At 65.6% G+C, this 18,888-nt stretch carries 15 protein-coding genes and 1 tRNA gene; 3 read left to right on the top strand and 13 right to left on the bottom strand.

The window, feature by feature from the left end; translation table 11 throughout:
* Nucleotides 1-70: 70 nt before the first annotated feature.
* Both GXP34_01930 and GXP34_01925 read right to left on the bottom strand, forming a co-directional pair.
* The gene (locus GXP34_01930; GenBank protein NOY54723.1) at nucleotides 71-1,612 is read right to left on the bottom strand and encodes an ATP-binding protein; all 1,542 of its coding nucleotides are present in this window, start codon (nucleotides 1,610-1,612) and stop codon (nucleotides 71-73) included.
* A gap of 51 nt (nucleotides 1,613-1,663) precedes the next feature.
* Nucleotides 1,664-2,578 (bottom strand): hypothetical protein, encoded by a 915-nt coding sequence (locus GXP34_01925; GenBank protein NOY54722.1) that lies wholly within the window; start codon nucleotides 2,576-2,578, stop codon nucleotides 1,664-1,666.
* A gap of 175 nt (nucleotides 2,579-2,753) precedes the next feature.
* Here GXP34_01925 and GXP34_01920 point away from each other — a divergent pair, with 175 nt between their 5' ends.
* Nucleotides 2,754-5,441 (top strand): cation-transporting P-type ATPase, encoded by a 2,688-nt coding sequence (locus GXP34_01920; GenBank protein NOY54721.1) that lies wholly within the window; start codon nucleotides 2,754-2,756, stop codon nucleotides 5,439-5,441.
* A 113-nt stretch (nucleotides 5,442-5,554) separates the two neighbouring features.
* On the top strand, nucleotides 5,555-6,175 hold the full coding sequence (locus GXP34_01915; protein NOY54720.1) for a YbhB/YbcL family Raf kinase inhibitor-like protein: 621 nt from the start codon (nucleotides 5,555-5,557) through the stop codon (nucleotides 6,173-6,175).
* Here the strand turns inward: GXP34_01915 and GXP34_01910 are convergent.
* Together GXP34_01910 and GXP34_01905 are read right to left on the bottom strand one after the other, a co-directional pair.
* Nucleotides 6,172-6,819, bottom strand: a complete 648-nt coding sequence (locus GXP34_01910; protein ID NOY54719.1) for a methyltransferase domain-containing protein — start codon at nucleotides 6,817-6,819, stop codon at nucleotides 6,172-6,174. The two genes, GXP34_01915 and GXP34_01910, sit on opposite strands and share 4 nt — an antisense overlap.
* Nucleotides 6,820-6,832: 13 nt before the next feature.
* Nucleotides 6,833-6,921: transfer RNA gene (locus tag GXP34_01905), tRNA-Leu, on the bottom strand.
* A gap of 117 nt (nucleotides 6,922-7,038) precedes the next feature.
* On the opposite strand from GXP34_01905, the gene GXP34_01900 reads away from it, so the two are divergent.
* A complete protein-coding gene (locus tag GXP34_01900; GenBank protein NOY54718.1) occupies nucleotides 7,039-7,539 on the top strand; it encodes an HIT domain-containing protein in 501 nt (166 codons plus the stop codon).
* A 30-nt stretch (nucleotides 7,540-7,569) separates the two neighbouring features.
* Here the strand turns inward: GXP34_01900 and GXP34_01895 are convergent, their stop codons facing one another.
* The 9 genes from GXP34_01895 to GXP34_01855 all read right to left on the bottom strand — a co-directional run bounded on the left by GXP34_01895 (nucleotide 7,570) and on the right by GXP34_01855 (nucleotide 18,856).
* Entirely contained in the window at nucleotides 7,570-8,097 is a 528-nt protein-coding gene (locus GXP34_01895) for a DUF501 domain-containing protein (GenBank protein ID NOY54717.1), read from the bottom strand.
* The gene (locus GXP34_01890; protein NOY54716.1) at nucleotides 8,094-8,480 is read right to left on the bottom strand and encodes a septum formation initiator family protein; all 387 of its coding nucleotides are present in this window, start codon (nucleotides 8,478-8,480) and stop codon (nucleotides 8,094-8,096) included. The genes GXP34_01895 and GXP34_01890 overlap by 4 nt, the downstream gene beginning before the upstream one ends.
* A gap of 1 nt (nucleotide 8,481) precedes the next feature.
* Nucleotides 8,482-9,753 (bottom strand): phosphopyruvate hydratase, encoded by a 1,272-nt coding sequence (gene eno, locus GXP34_01885; GenBank protein NOY54715.1) that lies wholly within the window; start codon nucleotides 9,751-9,753, stop codon nucleotides 8,482-8,484.
* A 22-nt stretch (nucleotides 9,754-9,775) separates the two neighbouring features.
* Nucleotides 9,776-11,236, bottom strand: coding sequence for a nucleoside triphosphate pyrophosphohydrolase (mazG, locus tag GXP34_01880; GenBank protein NOY54714.1), 1,461 nt, complete (start codon nucleotides 11,234-11,236; stop codon nucleotides 9,776-9,778).
* Nucleotides 11,236-12,144 carry a hypothetical protein gene (locus tag GXP34_01875; GenBank protein ID NOY54713.1) on the bottom strand — a complete coding sequence of 303 codons (909 nt, stop codon included), beginning with the start codon at nucleotides 12,142-12,144 and terminating at the stop codon, nucleotides 11,236-11,238. Before GXP34_01875 ends, mazG begins: the two co-directional genes overlap by 1 nt.
* 84 nt (nucleotides 12,145-12,228) lie before the next feature.
* Complete coding sequence (gene mfd / locus GXP34_01870) at nucleotides 12,229-15,609, bottom strand: transcription-repair coupling factor (protein NOY54712.1); 3,381 nt, start codon at nucleotides 15,607-15,609, stop codon at nucleotides 12,229-12,231.
* Nucleotides 15,610-15,881: 272 nt separating this feature from the next.
* Nucleotides 15,882-16,850: an NAD-dependent epimerase/dehydratase family protein gene (locus tag GXP34_01865; protein NOY54711.1), complete on the bottom strand. Its 969-nt coding sequence runs from the start codon at nucleotides 16,848-16,850 to the stop codon at nucleotides 15,882-15,884.
* Nucleotides 16,847-17,389: a CDP-diacylglycerol--glycerol-3-phosphate 3-phosphatidyltransferase gene (gene pgsA, locus GXP34_01860; protein NOY54710.1), complete on the bottom strand. Its 543-nt coding sequence runs from the start codon at nucleotides 17,387-17,389 to the stop codon at nucleotides 16,847-16,849. Before pgsA ends, GXP34_01865 begins: the two co-directional genes overlap by 4 nt.
* A gap of 90 nt (nucleotides 17,390-17,479) precedes the next feature.
* Complete coding sequence (locus GXP34_01855; protein ID NOY54709.1) at nucleotides 17,480-18,856, bottom strand: tryptophanase; 1,377 nt, start codon at nucleotides 18,854-18,856, stop codon at nucleotides 17,480-17,482.
* Between the last annotated feature and the right edge of the window lie 32 nt (nucleotides 18,857-18,888).

The raw sequence follows: 18,888 nt of genomic DNA, 5'->3' as shown, positions 1-18,888 counted from the left end.
ACACCCCCATCGGCCTCGGCTCGTTCCTCACCTCGGCCACTTCCCCCTGAGGGGGAAGGAAAGAGGTGGCTCAGGCTTCGGTCGTCAGGCGGCGGCCGGCGAGCGTCGCCAGCGGGAATGGTTCGGGCTCGGTGACCTCCGGAAGGAACTTCGAGAGGCCGGCCACCTGCACTTCGAGTGCCGCCGGAAGACCGGTGCCGATCAGCCGGCGAGCGATCCGGATCAGCTCGTCGTGGACCATCCGGGTGAACTCCTCGGCACTTCGATCATCCGCGGGGATCTCCTTGAGATCGAAGTACTCCGTGATGCTCTGGGGCCCTTTGAGGATCACGACCGGATTGTGATCGTCGTCGTCCTCGAGACGCCCCCGCACCGTGGCCTCATAGAACATCGGCAGCAGGTCCTCGTGTCCGATGTTCCAGAACCGTTCGTACGGCTTGTGCGAGAACAGCTCGAGACGCCCGTCCTCGGCGATGGCGATCGCAAAGATACATCCCGGATACTCCGAGTCGGACTGCTTGTAGTCGGCATAGATGTCGTACCCACACGTCCCTTCCGTGTCTCGGCCGACCGGAGCCGGCTTCACGGAAGGATGTGCCGCCACCCGTTCCTCTTCGACCGACGCGATGTCGTACTCCTTGCAGAAGGATCCCCTGCGGGGAGGAATCGGTGCGCCCTTCATGTAGGGGAGCCGTACCGTGACCGTCGTGCCTTCTCCAAGTGCACTGTCGATGGACACCCGCCCGCCGAAGTCGGCGACCGTCTGGCGCACAAACACGAATCCGAGCGAGTGCAACTCACCGTCGAGGGTCTCGCGATCGGTGAGTAACTGGCGAACCTTGTCGGGGGCCATGCCCGATCCGTCGTCTCGAACGGTCAGTACGACCTCGTCGCCCTCGGTCCGTTCGTCGATGCGGATCAACCCGAGCTTCTTGTCTGCCATCGCATCGACGGCGTTCATGATCAGGTTGAAGTACATGCGCCGGAATCTGAACCGGTTGCCGCTCACGACGGCAGGCTCGAGGTTTCCGATCTCCAGCTCGACGCGCGCCGAGCTCTTCTCGGTCACATACCCGTAGACCACGTTGCGCACATAATCCTCGATGTCTCCCGCCACATCGAAGACCTCGGTGACGTCTTCGTCCCTCAGCTCCGCCCAGAAATGCTCGATCCGGTAGTAGACCCCGCACAGCCAACGAATCGTGTTGCGGTAGTGGCTTCGCGACCGCACGGTCCTGGACTCGGCGGGGAGGAGCGTCATCGCCTCTTCGATGTGGCTCCAGAGAGGATGCAGGATCAGCTCGCAGAGACTGTGGATCAAGCGGATGTACCGGTTGCCGACCGCAAGCACCACCGAAGGATCCGCAAAGCCCCGCACCGCCTCGCCGTATTCGTTGTACACGGCCCGCAGCTCGGCGGCTCTCGCTCGGAGGGCGAGCAGGTCCTTGCCTGTCGGCAGGCCGAGGTCCTTGATCCCGTACAACTCCAGGTCGGTGTCCAGTCCGACGTGGAAATGGATGACCTCGTCGATGAACCGTTCGACGCGAAGGTCGTGAACGAGGAATTTGACCTCTGCGACGTCCTTCTTGATTCCCTGTGTGTGATCGGACATCTGAATCCTCACAGATGATAGGCGGCACGTGCACGTGCGAGCAGGGAACGGTCAGGAAACCTTCATCCCTTTGAGCACGCTCGACACGGCCGCGACCAGAACGACGAACCCTGCGGGCATGCTGAACAGGTAGAAGACCGCAGCGGTGTTGGAGACGACGTTTGCGGACTGCAACGCCGCGTAGACGACCACCGCGCTCGCTGCGGCGATCGGCGGCGCCGTCAGCGCAGAGGCCCGGATGGGTTCCTCGGGTACGAGCCCGGATCCGTCGAACCTCCCCCGCCCGGTCCTCATCACGACAACCACGACACCGACCAGTGCGGGCAGTACGACGGCGATCGCTCCCGCCTGAATCGCCGCGGACAGGGCGAGCAGAGCTGCTGCCCCAAGGATCAGCCAGCGTTGAGGACGCGCCGGTACGTAGGCCCGTTGCCACAGGACATACCCCAGGACGAGGACCAGGGCCGTGCCGAACGCGAACAGGCCAAACGACACGACGGGCGTCCAGGAGCCATCCTGCACCCTCCAGCCGATCGCCCAGATGCCCCATACCGCCCCGACCAGAACGGACCACCGGACCAGCCGCCGCAGCGGCCACGTGGCAAGTGCTCGAGGAACGAGGAACCAACCGAAGACGACGGTGAGCAGTCCATGCCAGGCGAGCGCGGTCCACGAGATGCTCCACGGAAGGTCTCTGTAGAGCGTCACCGCCACGGCTCCCTCGACGAGCCAGCCGAAGATCGCTCCGGCGAGAGCGATGCCGAGCACGCCGCGAACGCCGAAGTGTTCGATCGCCGCCAGCACGAGGTACACGACCAGGCTGTAGGCGGCCCAGGTGACCAGGTATCCGCCCACGCTGTCGCCGGGTCTCCATCGTGCCCAGAAGAGCGCCTCCGAGTACACGACCGAGATGGCACCGAGTGCTCCGATTGCCACTGTTCTTCTGAGGAAACGGGCCGCGTTCACGAAAGGAGACTCTACGGCACCCGAGTCCCCGCGTCGCCTTCCGCCCACGGCCGTTCGCCGCCTCTCGCCCACAACGCCGCCGTTCGTCTGTACGTCACCCGGCCACATCGTCCCGTACCGCGCAGATCTGGCGCTCACCGGGCTGCCGGCGACAATCGCTAACCTGCGGCACCGCATGGATGCACAGACAACGGACGACTGGCACACCATCTCGGTCACGGAGGCCGTCGCCCGGCTCGACACCAACGAGCGAGACGGCCTCGGTCATGCCGAAGCAGTCGCCCGCCTCGAGCGGCACGGGGCGAACCGCATCCAAGAAGTCCCCGCCGCACGCCGATATCAGGTGCTCGCACGCCAGTTCACCGATGTGCTCATCATCATCCTGCTCATCGCCGCCGCGGTCTCCTTCGTGGTCGGCGAAGTCGCCGATGCCGTCACGATCCTGATCATCGTCGTGCTCAACGGCGCGCTCGGGTTCGTTCAGGAATGGAAGGCCGAGCAGGCGCTCGAAGCGCTTCGCAGCATGCTCTCACCGACCTGCAGTGTGACCAGGGCCGGAGAACCGATGGAGATCGACAGGACCGATCTCGTCCCGGGCGATCTCGTCACCCTCGAGATCGGCGACCAGGTCCCCGCCGACCTCCGTCTGGTCGAGAGCCTCAACCTCAAGGTCGACGAATCGGCACTCACCGGCGAGTCGGGCTCCGTGCACAAGGACACGGACCCCGTACCCGGCGACACGCACCTTGCGGAACGCACCCCCATGGTGTGGATGGGCACCAACGTGACGAACGGGAGGGCGCTCGGCATCGTCGTCGCCACCGGCATGGCCACGGTGTTCGGCAAGATCGCGGAGCTCACCCAAAGCCTCGGTCAAGACCCCACACCGCTGCAACGCAAACTGGCGGTGCTCGGCAAGCAGCTCGGTGTCATCTCGATCGCCATCTCCGCCGGTGTCGCCCTCGTCGGCATCATCCTGGGCAAACCCCTCCTCGAGATGTTCCTCACCGGTGTATCCCTCGCCGTCGCCGTCGTGCCGGAGGGCCTCCCCGCAGTCGTCACGATCACCCTCGCACTCGGGATCAGGGCGATGGTCAGACGTCACGCCCTCCTTCGCCGCCTTCAGGCCGCCGAGGCGCTCGGTTCGGCGACGGTGATCTGCACGGACAAGACCGGAACCTTGACGAAGAACGAGATGACGGTGACACGGATCTGGATGCCGGCGGGCCCCGTGCAGATCACCGGAGTGGGCTACGATCCGAAAGGCCACTTCACCGTCGACGGGCAGAAGCTCGACCACCGGACCCGACCGGACCTGCTCGCCCTTCTCGAAACCGGCCTGGTCTGCAACCACGCCCGAGTCACCAAGACCGACGGCGGGTGGAGGCAGCTCGGTGAACCGACCGAGGCCGCTCTCGTCGTCGCCGCATACAAGGCGTGGCTGACTCCGGACGGCGGCGGCGCGGGTGTCACCGAGTTCTCGTTCAACTCGGCCCGCAAACGCATGACCGTCGTGGCACACCGGCCCGAGGGACTCGTCGCCTTCACGAAAGGTGCCCCGGAAGTGATCCTTTCGCGCGCCACCCGGATCCTCGAGGGCACGGCCGAGCGAGACCTCACCGATGAGGACCGAACCGCCTTCGAAGACGCGTACCGCTTCCTCGCCGGACAGGGTCTGCGCACGCTCGCTCTCGCGCGCAGGGTGCTCCCGGCCAACATCGAACTCGACGAGGACAAGGTCGAGAGCGACCTGACGCTGCTCGGTGTCGTCGGAATCATCGATCCGCCCCGACCCGAGGTGCCCGCCGCCATCGCACTGGCACGTGAGGCGGGGGTCCGCCCGATCATGATCACCGGCGACGCACCGGAGACGGCGATCGCGATCGGCCGGCACGTCGGCATGGACGTCGAACGTGCCGTGACCGGTGGCGAACTCGACACGATGGACGACGGGGCTCTCGACGAGCTCCTCACCCATGACGTCCTGTTCGCACGAACCACCCCCGAACACAAGCTGCGGATCGTCACCCACCTCCAAGACCAGGGAAACATCGTGGCGATGACGGGCGACGGTGTGAACGACGCCCCCGCGCTCAAGAAGGCCGACATCGGCATCGCGATGGGCCTGCGCGGTACCGACGTGGCCAAGGCCGCGTCCGACATGGTGCTGACCGACGACAACTTCGCCTCGATCGTCGGGGCGGTGGAAGAGGGGCGCCGCCAGTACGACAACATCCAGAAGTTCGTTCGATACCTCCTTTCCTCGAACACGGGAGAGGTCGTCGCCGTGTTCGTCAACATCCTGCTGAAGGGACCGCTCATCCTGCTCCCCGTCCAGATTCTGTGGATGAACCTCGTCACCGACGGCATGACCGCCGTCGCTCTGGGCCTCGAACCGGGATCGAAAGACCTCATGGAACAGCCGCCGAGAGGAGCCAGAGAACCGATCCTGAACAAGACGGGCGCCGCGCTGCTCCTCGGACTCGGGGGCTACATCGGCATCGGGACCCTGTGGCTCTTCCACCACTATCTCGCGACGCTGGGCCGCAGCCCCGAGGCGATCGCCACTGCACAGACGGTGGCCTTCACCGGCATCATCCTGTTGGAGAAGATGAACGTCTTCAACTTCCGGTCGCTGCGCCGACCTCTGCGCAGCATCGGTTTCTGGACGAACCCGTGGGTGATCGGAGCGTGGGTGCTCACCGTCGGCGCCCAGGTGGCGGCCGTCTACGTTCCGTTTCTGCAGAAGGTGCTCCACACCGTTCCGCTTCGTTGGGAGGACTGGCTGCTCATGCTCGCCGTTGCGGTCCCGATCTTCCTCGTCGTCGAAACCGCCAAAACCCTGCGAACCCAGGGCTCGTAGGGGTCGTCACGACCCCCCTGAGCCCAGGGTTCAACGGAGACGAGCTCAATCGGGCCCATGAGCGGTGTTCCTGACCGGACGACGGCGCTAGCCTCCGCCATGGAGGTGATCTCATGCGATTGAGTAGTTCGAGTTTCGAAGACGGTCATCCGATCCCCGGCGATTTCGCCTTCTGTGTGCCGGATCCCGACACGCACGCGACGTTCGGGCCCAACCGGAATCCGGCGCTGACGTGGACGGATCTTCCGGAGGGAACACGGTCGCTGGCGCTGATCTGCCACGATCCCGTCGTCCCGACCAAGCCCGACGACGTCAACAAAGAAGGCCGTGAGGTACCACCGGACCTTCCTCGCACCAACTTCTTCCACTGGGTCCTCGTCGACATCGACCCGGCCATGGAGGGGATTGCCGAGGGATCCTGCTCCGATGGTGTCGTGCCTCGTGGCAAGGGGCCGACGGCACCGTTCGGCCGCCACGGCATCAACGACTACACGAACTGGTTCGTCGGTGACAAGGACATGGCCGGGGATTACTACGGCTACGACGGGCCGTGCCCCCCGTGGAACGACTCACTCATGCACCATTACGTCTTCACCGCGTACGCGCTCGACGTCCACCACTTGGCCGTCGACGGCGCGTTCTCCGGCGCGGACGTGCGTGAGGCGATCGATGGCCACGTCCTGGCGAGCGCCTCGACCACCGGCACGTACACGCTGAATCCGCGACTGCGTTAAGAGACTCGGCCGGCGGCCAGCAGCGACACGGCGATGGTTCCCCCACCGGCCGTCCGTTGCTCGCGAACCGAGAGATGCTGCGCGTCGGCAAGCGCCGCCAAGGCCCCGCGAGCGAGGAAGTCCCGATGGTTACGCCAGTGGTCACCTCCGGCGGCGAACTCGATGGCGACGATCCCGGCCCGCACGAGCAGTGCTTTGAGCCCTCGATACGGGCCCGGCAGGAAGTCGACGACCAGGATGCGCCCTTCGGGTTTGAGGACCCTTCGCATCTCCCCCATGACGGCCACACGGTCGGCGTGGGGCAGCTCGTGCAGCACGAACGAGATCGTGGCGAGGTCGAACGTCGCGTCCTCGTAGGGAAGCACGGTGGCGTCTCCCTCTCGAATGTCCGCTCCGTCGCCGAGCCGCCGCCGGGCGACACTCAGCATGGCCGGGGAAGGATCGACACACGACACACGACAGCCTGCCTCCTGATAGGCGGCAAGCTGGGCCCCCGTGCCGCAGCCGACGTCGAGCACGACCATCCCTTGCCGGGGCGGGCACAGGTCGAGGCCGATGGCGCGCAGCCGGCGCACGAACGGTCCGATGAAGCGGTCGTAGCGGCGGGCAGCGCGCGAGTAGGCGTCGCCGCGATCGTCGGTCATGAGTCGTGCCTCCTGGTGCCCGGGGTGGGACTCGAACCCACACGCCCTCTCGAGGGCAGCGGATTTTAAGTCCGCCACGTCTACCGGTTCCGTCACCCGGGCAGTACCAGGAGGCTACCAACCTGTGAACCCAGGGCTCGTAGGGGTCGTAGCGACCCCCCTGAGCCCAGGGTTCACAGTGTCTTCGAGAGCGAGTAGCCTCCGATCATGCCCTGGGACATGCTGTGGGCCGGTTGGAGAAGCGAATACATCGCCAATGCCGGCAAACCCGATGCCGACGGATGCCTCTTCTGCCGGCTGCCCGCCGGCGCCGACGAAGAGGCACTGATTCTCGAGCGGGGATCGTTCGGATTCACCATGCTCAACCGGTACCCGTACACGACCGGTCACGTCATGGTGGCCCCGTTCCGCCACATCGAACGACCCGCCGACTTGAACGCCGATGAGCAGGCGGAGCTCTGGCGGCTCCTCGGCAACGCCATGAACGCCATCGACGAGGCCATGCACCCCGACGGCTACAACCTCGGCGCCAATCTGGGCCGCGTGGCAGGAGCCGGCGTGCCGGGCCACTTCCATCTCCACCTCGTGCCCCGCTGGTCGGGAGATGCGAACTTCATGACGACCGTCGGAGACACCAGGGTCCTGCCCGAGGACCTCACCGTCACGTGGACGCGGCTGCGAGCCCCATCCATCCGTTCTCGTGACGCTTCACGGGAATAATCCGATCGAACCGTCACGAGAACGGGAAGGTCAGCGCGGCTCCGACCACCCCGGGTTCACCGCGGCGACACCGTCCGGCCCTTCGATCACGCACGGCACGTCACAGTCGAACGGCTCGACCCACGGCGCGACGAACTCCCCCACCGGATTGGTGTTACCCGCACGATGATCCGCGTAGTGGGCGTGGAGGCATTTCACACCTCCCGAACCTCCGGCGACTCCGCCGGTCGGCCGGGGCGTCGCACCGTCGGGGATCAACGCGTCGCGCTCGGCCGCGTAGCGCCGGTTCGTGTCGCCCATCGCTGCGGCGAATGCCGCGTCGTGACGTATGCGACGGTCCATCGCCCTGACACCGCCCGCCGCCTCGATCCTCCCGACACGCCTACGCGCGGCGGGACAGGACAGCCAGTAGCGGGTGGGAAACGGCGTCCCGTCGTCGAGGAGCGGTGGTACGGCGACAACAACCGGCAGACCGAGCGGGCATCGGTACACGACCTCCACCGCGGCACGTAGCGGGCGCTCCAATTGCAGCGCGACCACCTGCTGGTCGTCCATCATCCCGTCAGGTCACGACCGGTGACGAAATCCCAGATGCGTTGCCACCACGGCCGGGGCTGTGCAGGTTCAACGGCCGTCCTCGGCACGTCCGGGGTAAAGCCCTTGTCGTTGGGATCGACGACCACGTAGGCGGTCTCACCCGGTCGAACCAGTCCGAAATCGCGCCGAGCGACCATCTCCACACCCGCGTCCGAGGAAAGGAAGTCCGCCGATGCCTGCAGACGGGCGTTCGCTTCCTGGAGCGCAGCAAGCTGCTCCTGGGCGAGATCGACGCGCCGCTGCTCCGCCATCAGACTACGGATCGGCAGGACATTCGTGATGAGCACCGCGCCCACCACGACCAGGCCGACGATGGCCAAGATTGCGAGACGCGATCCCCTCATATCAGCCCTTCATCCACGACCACCCGGCGTAGCGCGCGCTGTCACCGAGCTCTTCTTCGATCCTCAACAACTGGTTGTACTTCGCGGTGCGCTCACCACGAGCCGGAGCACCCGACTTCATCTGCAACGCGTTCGTCGCCACCGCCAGGTGCGAAATGAACGAGTCCTCCGTCTCGCCGGACCGGTGGCTGATCATGCGCCCGTACCCGGCCCGCTCCGCCGTCTCCATCGTGTGCAGCGTCTCCGACAGCGTGCCGATCTGATTCAGCTTGATCAGCACCGAGTTGGCGACCTTCTCGCGGAAACCACGGCGAAGCAGATCCTCATTCGTGACGAAGATGTCGTCGCCGACCACCTGGACCTTCTCACCGAGACGTTCGGTCAGCACCGTCCATCCATCCCAGTCGTCTTCGGCGAGACCATCTTCGACGAGGACGATCGGGAACTCGTCGACCAGGCCGTCGAGATAGTCGACCATCTCGATCGATGTCATGCGGCGCCCCTCCAACACATAGGCGCCATCCCGGTACATCTCGGTCGCCGCCGAATCGATGGCGATTGCCACATCCTCGCCGGGCGTGTACCCCGCCTCACCGATCGCTTCGACCAGCAGCTCGATCGCCGATCGGTTGTGCGGCAGATCGGGAGCGAACCCTCCCTCGTCTCCGACGCCGGACGCAAGCCCTTTGGCGGCAAGCACCTTCTTGAGCGTGTGGTAGATCTCGGCGCCTGCTCGCAGCGCCTCACGGAACGTCGGCGCCCCGCCGGGAACGAGCATGAATTCCTGGATGTCGACCGAGTTGGCCGCATGCACACCGCCGTTGAGAACGTTGAAGAACGGCGTCGGAAGGACCCTGCCTTTCGTCCCGCCGAGATAGCGAAACAGCGGGATACCGAGCGCTCCCGCACTGGCACGCGCCACGGCCATCGACACGCCGAGGATGGCGTTGGCTCCCAGCCGCGATTTCGCGGGGGTGCCGTCGAGGTCGATCATCGCCTGATCGAGCCCCTCCTGATCGGTTGCGTCCCGGCCGATGACCGCAGGCGCAATCTCGTCACGTATGTTGGTAAGAGCCCGCTGTACACCCTTGCCGCCGTAGCGGTCTCCGCCGTCTCGAAGCTCGTGCGCCTCGAGCGCCCCCGTCGACGCCCCGGACGGAACCCCCGCCCTGCCGAATGCTCCGCCGGCGAGGAACACTTCGGTCTCAACGGTCGGGTTTCCCCGGGAGTCGAGGATCTCACGGGCCTTCACCGCGCTGATCGTGGTGTCCATCGGCCCTCCTTGTGCACTGAATCTAGTCATCCGCTGCCTCCGCTTCGTGCTTTTCGGCCGCCTTTGCGGCGACCCACATCGTTTCGAGCTCTTCGAGCGTTCGATCATTCATGTCGAACGACTTCTCCATCCACCGGAACCGGCCTGCGAATCGATCGACGGCCCTGCGCATGGCGACCTCCGGATCGAGGGAGAGGTGCCGGCCGAGGTTCACGACCGAGAAGAGCAGATCGCCGAGCTCATCCTCGGCGGCCGTCCGGTCGGCGAGCACCGCCTCCAGCTCTGCCGTCTCTTCACGGATCTTGTCGACGACACTCTTGGCATCGTCCCAGTCGAAACCGACCGAAGCGGCCCTCCGCTGGATCTTGGCCGCCCGCTCCAGTCCGGGCAATCCTGCAGGAACGTCATCCATCAATGACGTCCGCCGCTTCTCCTCCTGTTTGATCTGCTCCCAATTGCGGAGCACCTTCTCGACGCCGGTGACCTCGACATCTCCGAACACGTGCGGGTGGCGGCGGACGAGCTTGCGCCGCAGCATCTCGGCGACGTCCTCGATGTCGAAGGCTCCTGCCTCGCTCGCCATGATCGTGTGGAACACAACCTGCAAGAGCACATCGCCCAACTCCTCCTCGACGTCTGCATAGGCGCCGTAGTCGGGTTCACCACCGGGGGCCTCGACCGGAAGCACCGAGAGCGCATCGACGAGTTCATAGGCCTCTTCGACGAGATTGCACACCAGGGAATGGTGTGTCTGACTCCGGTCCCAAGGACATTCACGCCGCAGCCGTCGCATCGTGGTGATCAGCCCGGACCAGCCGGCAGGTCCGGGGTCGAGGTAGAGGGTCGTGCGCAGACCGGCCATCGACGCGTCGAGTCCGCTCAGCGGCACGCGGGCGACCTCGGCAGCGGCCGTCCCGAGGTCCCGAGCCACGACGATCTCGGTGTCCTCCGAAAGCACCGAGAGGAGGCGGTCCCGCACATCGGCGAGCACGATAGGTACGTCCACCTGGGCGATCACCGTCGGCAGATGCAGGAACAGCGGGTCGGGCAGGTCCCGTCCGTCGAGGATCTGGACACCGAGCAGATCGATGCCGACCTCGGCCGCGAGGAGGTCCAGGAACGACTCTCCGGCCAGCACCTCGACGGGGATGGCGGCGACCTGGGCGGCTTCGAGAACCAGGCCGGTCGTCCGCTCGGCCACCGACGGACTGCCCGGAAGCGCAAGCACGACGTCGCCGGTTGCCGCAGCCTCGACGACGCGCCGTGCGAGTTGCTCGTAGACCTCATCGAAGTCGGCTGCGGCCTCATAGAGGTCGTCGGCGCTCTCGACCGGACGCAGGTCGGCGAGTTGACGGGCCGCCGGATGCTCGAGGGTGCGGACGATGACCGTGCGCGCCGGGTCGAGAAGGACCTCGGCTGCCCGGCCTCCGACCCGCCTCAGGTCTCCGGGACCGAGGCCTGCAACCGTGATCTGCCCGGCCATCAGGCCTGTGGTGTGATCGTGTAGTCAGGCGCTCCAGACCAGGTGCCGTATTTCGACTCGACTTCGATCGTGGCCGCGTCGAGCTTGCTCGTAATCCAGTCCTTGAACAGCGCCGCGCCTTGCTGGCGCTTGATCTGGTCCTCGAGCTGACTCTTGATGTCCTCCAACGCGGGGACGTCACGCGAGTCGACCCTGATCACGTGGAACCCGTACTCGGTCTGGACCGGTCCGTACAGCTCTCCGACGGGCGCTTCGAGAAGAGCTTGCGCGAAGCTCGGCACGAAGCTCGAAGGAGCGTTGCAGCCGAGGTCGCCGCCCTCCGGGCCGGTCTTCGTGTCGATCGAGAGTTCTTTTGCGATGTCCTCGAAGCTCTCACCGGCGTTGATCCGATCGATCACGGCGTTCGCCTCATCCTCGGTGGCGACGAGGATGTGGTGGGCACACACGTTGCTTTGGGCCTGCTTGGCCCCCTCATAGGCGGTCTGCAGGTCCGCGTCGGAGATCGGTCCAATCTGAGTGGAAAGCTGCTTGTCGATGGCGGTCCCGAGCAGCTGCTGGATCGCAATGTGGCGCAACGTCCCCTTCGTTATGCCGTTGTCGGAAAGGTACTGATCGACGTCGCCGTCGATGGAGTTCACCATTTCGTTGTACCGGTCGTCGACGGCGGTGGCGTCGAACGAGAGATTCCACTCTTGCTCGGCGGCCTGAAGAACGACCTGCTCGACGATGAGGTTTCTCAGGTTGCCGTCGAAAGTTGCGGTGTCCATCGTGTCGCTCGACGGAGCAAGGGCCTCAACATCGCCAAGAGTGATCGCAACGCCGTTGACGGTCGCCACGGCCTTGCCCGTGCCGGAACACGCCGAGGCCACGAGGGCGACGATGAAGAGGAGGACGAGATACTTGCGCACGAATTCACCTTTCTGACTGTCGAATAGTAGGCGAAGAGCGACGAATAGTAGGCAGCAGGTGCTGCAACCAGGAAAGTGAACTGCTCACTTCTGCCGGGCCGCACCATCGCTGGACTCGGGCCACATCTCGCGAACGAAGCCGCTGAGCACCTCGATCGTCCGCCCGGGTGGCGGCGAAGGCAGGAACAGCGCGCTCTCGGCGGCGCGCAGCACCGCTTTCGGGGCGATGCGCTGGAGTCTGACCTCTTGCGATATGGAGAGGTCGACAGGGGCAAACCGTACTTCGCGTCCGAGCGAGACGATCTCCTCGAGACCGACGCGCAGTGCCTCTGCCCGCAGCTCCGCCACCGCCAAGAGCGCATCGACGGCCCCCGGCCATGGCCCGTAGCGGTCTTTCCACTCGGCGGCGACATCGGCCACCTGACTCACGGTCGTGGCGGTGGCGAGTCGACGATACGCCTCCAGTCGGGCTTCCTGGTCGGGAATGAACTCTTCGGCCAAGTAGGCGTTGACGGGGATCTCGATGCGAACTTCTGCCGGGCGATCTTCAGACGCCGGCCTTCCTTCGAGTTCCCCGACCGCTTCGGCAACGAGCCTCGCATACAAGTCGAAGCCGACGGCGGCGATATGCCCGGACTGCACTTCGCCGAGGATGCTTCCGGCCCCCCTGATCTCCAGGTCCCGCAATGCAACGTCGAACCCGGATCCGAGTTCGGTGTGCTCGCCGATCGAACGCAGCCGCCGCCGTGCCTCCTCGCTCAGGGACTGCTCCGGCGGATGGAACAGGTAGGCGTATGCCCGCTGGCTGGACCGTCCGACCCTTCCTCTGAGCTGGTACAGCTGCGCGAGCCCGAGCAGGTCTGCCCGCTCGACGAGCAACGTGTTGACCGTCGGCAGGTCGAGACCCGACTCGATGATCGTGGTGGCGACGAGCACGTCGAACCGGTGATTCCAGAAGTCGAGCATCACCTGCTCCAGTTGTCCTTCGCTCATCTGCCCATGCGCGACGGCGTAGCGGGCATTCGGAACCAGTTCGCGAAGTCTGGCAACGGCCCGATCGATCGATTGCACCCTGTTGTGCACATAGAAGACCTGTCCCTCCCTGAGCATCTCGCGCCGGATCGCGGCCGACACGGACCGTTCCTCCAGCGGCCCCACATAGGTGAGGATCGGATGACGATCTTCCGGCGCGGTCCGAATGTGGCTCACGTCCCGGATGCCGGTGAGTGCCATCTCGAGCGTGCGAGGGATCGGTGTGGCCGTCAACGTCAGCACGTCCACACCGACACGCAGGCCTTTGATCGCATCCTTGGCCCCCACACCGAACCGCTGCTCTTCGTCTACGACGAGCAGGCCAAGATCCTTGAAGCGGATGTCTTCGCTCAGCAGCCGATGCGTTCCGATGACCACGTCGATCTCGCCGGTGGCGAGTTTGCGCACGACACTCTTCTGCTCTCTTGCGCCGAGGAAGCGGCTGAGCATGGCGACACGTATCGGGAACGGTTCGAAGCGCTCGGTGAAGGTCTGGAAGTGCTGCTGCGCGAGCAGCGTGGTCGGACAGAGCACGGCGGTCTGGCGCCCTCCCGTGGCCGCACGGAACGCCGCCCGCACCGCGATCTCCGTCTTGCCGAACCCCACGTCACCAAAGACGAGCCGGTCCATCGGACGCTCGGATTGCATGTCCGCTTTGACGTCTTCGATCGCCTGCATCTGGTCGGGAGTCTCCTCGAACGGGAACGCGGCATCCAGTTCGCGCTGCCACGGCCCGTCGGGGCCAAAGGCGTGGCCCGTCGCGGTCGCCCTCGCACGATGCAGACTGACGACCTGCTCGGCGACCGCCGCGACCGCCTTGCGCACTCTGGCCTTGGTTGCCGACCAGTCGGCTCCACCCATCCTCGAGACTCTCGGCTTCTCACCGCCGGTGTACCGGCGGATCGCATCGAGCTGGTCCGTCGGCACGTACAGCTTGTCGCCGGCTGCATAGGCAACGATCAGGTAGTCCCGCTCGACACCTGCGACCGTCTTTGCGACGAGACCCTCGAATCTGCCGATGCCGTGCCTGTAGTGCACGACGTAGTCGCCCTCCCGAAGATCGCGGAAGCTGGCCGTCTCGGCGGCGGAAACCCTCCTGCCGACTCGACGGTGTGCTCTTCGACGGCCGGCGATCGATTGCTCTCCGAACACGGCGACGCCGGTGTCGACGAAGTGGAACCCGTGATGGATCCCCGTGCCGAGGACCGCCGACTCCACCACCTCCAGGCGGTTTCTTCGCGGTAGATCGATCCCGCCGGTACCCAAGACCCTGGCGACCCGATCGGCGGCTGCGTCACCGTCCATCGCCACGACGGTGGTCGCCCCGGATGCGATGAGCCGCGAGAGCGCTCCGGCCACGGAATCGGGATCACCGGGCGTCGCATCGAGCCCTCTCACCCGCAGCACGGTGTCGTCGGGGCCTGTTGCGACGGGCGGCACGAGCAGCGCACGCCGGTCCTCGATCGGCAGATCCAGATACAGCGACGGGTGGTCGGCCGGGGCGCCGAACCCCCAGGTCGGTGCCAGCGCCTCTGCCAGATCGCTCTCTTCTGCAGCAAGGTCCCTTGCCCTGTCCGTGACCGCAACCGGATCGAAGACGACCACGGTCCCGCCGGGCGGCATCTCCGACAGGACGGTCCGGGGAGGAGCCAGCCAGGGGAGCCACGACTCGATTCCAGGGAAGATCACGCTCTCAGCGATGCGGTCCCATGTCGCCGCGGCCCACGGCTCGCTACGGACCAGATCGGCGGCGAGCGCGACCATGGCTTCGTCTGGACGCACCTCCCGGGGCGGGAATGCGACGAGCTCGGCCACGTCATGCTCCGAACGCTGGGACGACACGGAGAACGTTCGCACGCTCTCCACAAGGTCGCCCCAGAGGTCGAGGCGGATCGGTGTGCCGCTCTGAGCAGGGAAGACGTCGATGATGCCGCCGCGAACGGTGAATTCTCCGCGAGTCTCGACACGGGCCACGCGCGTGTAGCCGGCAGCACCCAGGTGGGCCACGAGCCGATCGAACGGTACCTCTTCACCGACCCGGGCGACGATCGGGTCGATGGGCGAAGGGCTGATCCGCTGCGCAGCGGCACGTGCCGAGGCGACGATGATGGCTCCGGACATGCCACCGGTCAACGTGTGGCGAGCCTGTGCCCGTCTCGCCATCGTCCCTTCGTTCGGGGAGACGTGCTCGAAGGGCAGGGTCTCCCACGCGGGGAGGAGAACGACGTGCTCGGTGAAGAGACCGAGGTCGTCCGCGAGCTCCTCGGCCTCTCGTTCTCCCGGCACCAGCGCCAGCACCGGACCCGCGGCACGTGAGGCGAGACCGGCGAGCAGGAAGGCGCGCCCTGCCGTCGCCACCGCGACTCGACCGGGGACCGGGGGTATGAGTTCGGGGCGCCAAGCGCTGACGAGAGGTTTGAGTGGCGCCGGCATCGTTTGGCACAGGGTAGCGACACCGAGTCGCGGTGGCGTCTGCCCGGATTTCCACCGCAACGGCGTACTTGTCGGGTACCGTAGCGACTGGCGGCCATCCGAGCCCCCAGAACTGAACCGGCTTATACTTCGCAATGCCCCCCAGCGACGGTTCAGCCTCCCAGTCGGGTGGCCGCCACTCTTCCCACTTTCCTGTCAATGGGAGCGTCGCCATTCGACGCCTGCATTGACGAGAAACCTGAAGCTGCAGGCTTCCCGCTGAAGACCGGCCTCTACAGGTAGCCGTTCTCCCGATACCAGGCGACCGTCCTGGCGATGGTGTCGCGCGGCGCGGTGTAGCGAAGGCCAAGTTCTCGCGTCGCCCTGGATCCGTCGTACGCATGTCCGAACCGGATGACGCGGGCCATCTCCCCACAGAACGGCGGCGTCCGCCTCCGAAGGCGCCCACCGCCCTCGACCAGCACCCCGGCCACGGTCGCCATCGACCCGGGCACCCTACGCACACGGAGCGGTACACCGGCCGCGTCGCCGAGCATGCACACCGCTTCCTCCATGGTCATCGTGAACCCCGACAACACATACCGTTCTCCGGTCGCCCCTTTGGTCTCGGCGAGTAGATGGCCTCGTGCGCAGTCGGTGATGTCCACGAGGCTGACTCGGGTGTCGATGACGAATGGGAGCTTGCCGTTGAGAAGAGCGAGCAACAGGCGGCCGGTTCCGGTGACACGCCCGGGCCCCTGCACCGAGGACGGGTTGACGGCGACGACTTCGACGCCGATCCGCTCCCCCAGCGCCACCTGCTCGGCCTCGAACTTCGTGCGCTCATATGCGGACAGGAACCATCCGCGATGGCGGCTCGACTCGGAGCCGATCTCCCCCCTGCGCTCACCAAGGGTCACCGCCGACGAGGTGCAGACGACTCTTCGGACCCCTGCGGCCGCCGCGGCGCGGATCACGTTGCGGGTACCGTCGACGTTGACCATCCGCATCGGTTCCCGATCCCGAGCACACATCGTGTTCATCCCTGCGATGTGGAAGACCGTCTCCGATTCGCGCATCGCGTTCACCAGACCCGGATAGTCGAGAATGTCTCCCCGGATCGACCGGGCGCCGAGATCCTCGACGAGACTCACCGATGCGTCGGATCGGGCCAGAGCGCGAACATCCCTTCCGTCGGCGACAAGCAGTCGGACGACCTCACGACCGACGACGCCGGAGCCGCCGGTCACGAACACACTCACCGATCGACCCTCCCGACGACGGAGCGGAACGCCTGCACGTAACCCCAGCCCGAAGCGAGCGTCAGGAGCACCGCCACCCACATCACCCATTCGTCGAGAAACAGCGGCCCCAACGGCTTGAAGAGACGAAGCATGGCGAGCACGATGGCGATGTACTGCACGTTCGCCTTTGCCTTGCCCCAGATGGACGGTCTGACGAGCTCACCTTCGATGGCGACGACGCCGCGCAGCGTCATCACGACGATCTCCCTGGCGATGATGATCAGCGCCGCCCATACCGACACGCGATCGACGGCGATCAGCGCCAGGAGCGTGCCGGTGACCAGCAGCTTGTCGGCGGTCGAGTCGATGAAGGCGCCGAGGACGGTCCCGATGTCCCACCGTCTGGCGAAGTACCCGTCGAGGAAATCGGTGAACGCTGCGATCACGAACAGCGCCGCGGCGACGAGGAATCCGGCTCGACTGTCGGTGAGGACCAGCACCATCACCAGCGGGGTCATCAAGATTCGGATGACACCAAGCAGGTCGGGTAATGACACGACTTCTCCTCACTCTCGGATCGATGCTACATCCTCCCGTTCTCGTGACGCTTCACGGGAATAATCCCGTCGAAGCGTCACCAGAACGAGTTAGAGGGGTTCGAAGCGGGCAGTGAAGTGACGCAACCACGGCGCCTGCTCGACGATCCTGTACCCGCGTATCTCCTCGGCGTGCTGCGCGACGGAGATGACGACTTCGCCGACGTAGTCGATGTGGCTCTGCGTATAGGTCCGGCGCGGTACGGCGAGGCGCACCAACTCCATCTCCGACGGGATCTCGGTCCCGTCGTCCTGCGGCTTGCCGAACATGACCGAACCGATCTCGACGCCTCTGACGCCTCCGTCCCGATACAGCTCGATCGCCAGCGCCTGCGCCGGGTAGGCGCTCGGTGGGACATGCGGCAGGAACGCCTTGGCGTCGAGATAGACGGCATGACCTCCCGGCGGCCGAACGATCGGGACACCGGCGGCACGCACCTTCTCGGCGAGATATGCGGTCGAGCGGATCCGATACCGCAGGTATTCCTCGTCGAGCACTTCCTGGAGCCCGATCGCAATCGCTTCCAGGTCGTACCCGGCGAGGCCACCGTACGTGGGAAACCCTTCGGTGAGGATCAGCAGGTTGCGTGCCTCTTGCGCCAGCTCGGCATCGCGCAGACCGATGAAGCCACCGATGTTGGCAAGGCCGTCCTTCTTCGCCGACATCGTGCAGCCGTCGACGATCGAGAACATCTCTTGGGCGATCTCCAGAGGCGTCTTGTCGGCGTATCCGTCTTCGCGCTGTTTGATGAACCAGGCGTTCTCTGCGAAGCGGCAGGCATCGAGGAAGAAACGGATCCCGTGGCGGTCGCACACCTCCCGGACGGACCGCAGGTTCGCAAGCGATACCGGCTGTCCGCCACCGGAGTTGTTCGTGACCGTGACCATCACCATCGGGATGTGCTCGGCGCCGACCTCTCGGATGGTGGCTTCGAGTGCGTCGATGTCCATGTTGCCCTTGAACGGCGCAACGACCGTCGGATCGTGCCCTTCGGCGTTGAGCAGATCCCTGGCTTCGGCGCCCTGGTGCTCGATGTTCGCCCTCGTCGTGTCGAAGTGCGTGTTGTTGGGCACGACATCGCCCGGTCCGACGATCGTGCTGAACAGGATGCGCTCGGATGCCCGTCCCTGATGGGTCGGGATGATCTCGGAGAAGCCGGTGATCTCGGTGATGACGTCTCGGAAACGGTAGAAGGAGCGACTCCCGGCGTAGGACTCGTCGCCGTCCATCATCCCCGCCCACTGGCGTGAGGACATCGCGCCGGTCCCCGAATCGGTCAGAAGATCGATGATGACTTCATCGCCGTGCAGTCCGAACAGGTTGTATCCGGCACGCCGTAGAGCGGCTTCGCGCTCCTCTCGGGTCGGAAAGTTGATCGCCTGAACACTGTGGATCCGGAACGGTTCGATGATGGTGCGATAGGGCATGGGAACTCCCGGTTCTCGACGATCAGACGGCA

The organism is Actinomycetota bacterium, assembly GCA_013152275.1.
Taxonomy (GTDB): Bacteria; Actinomycetota; Acidimicrobiia; order Spongiisociales; family UBA4744; genus BMS3Bbin01.
This window is presented reverse-complemented; position numbering and strand designations above follow the sequence as displayed.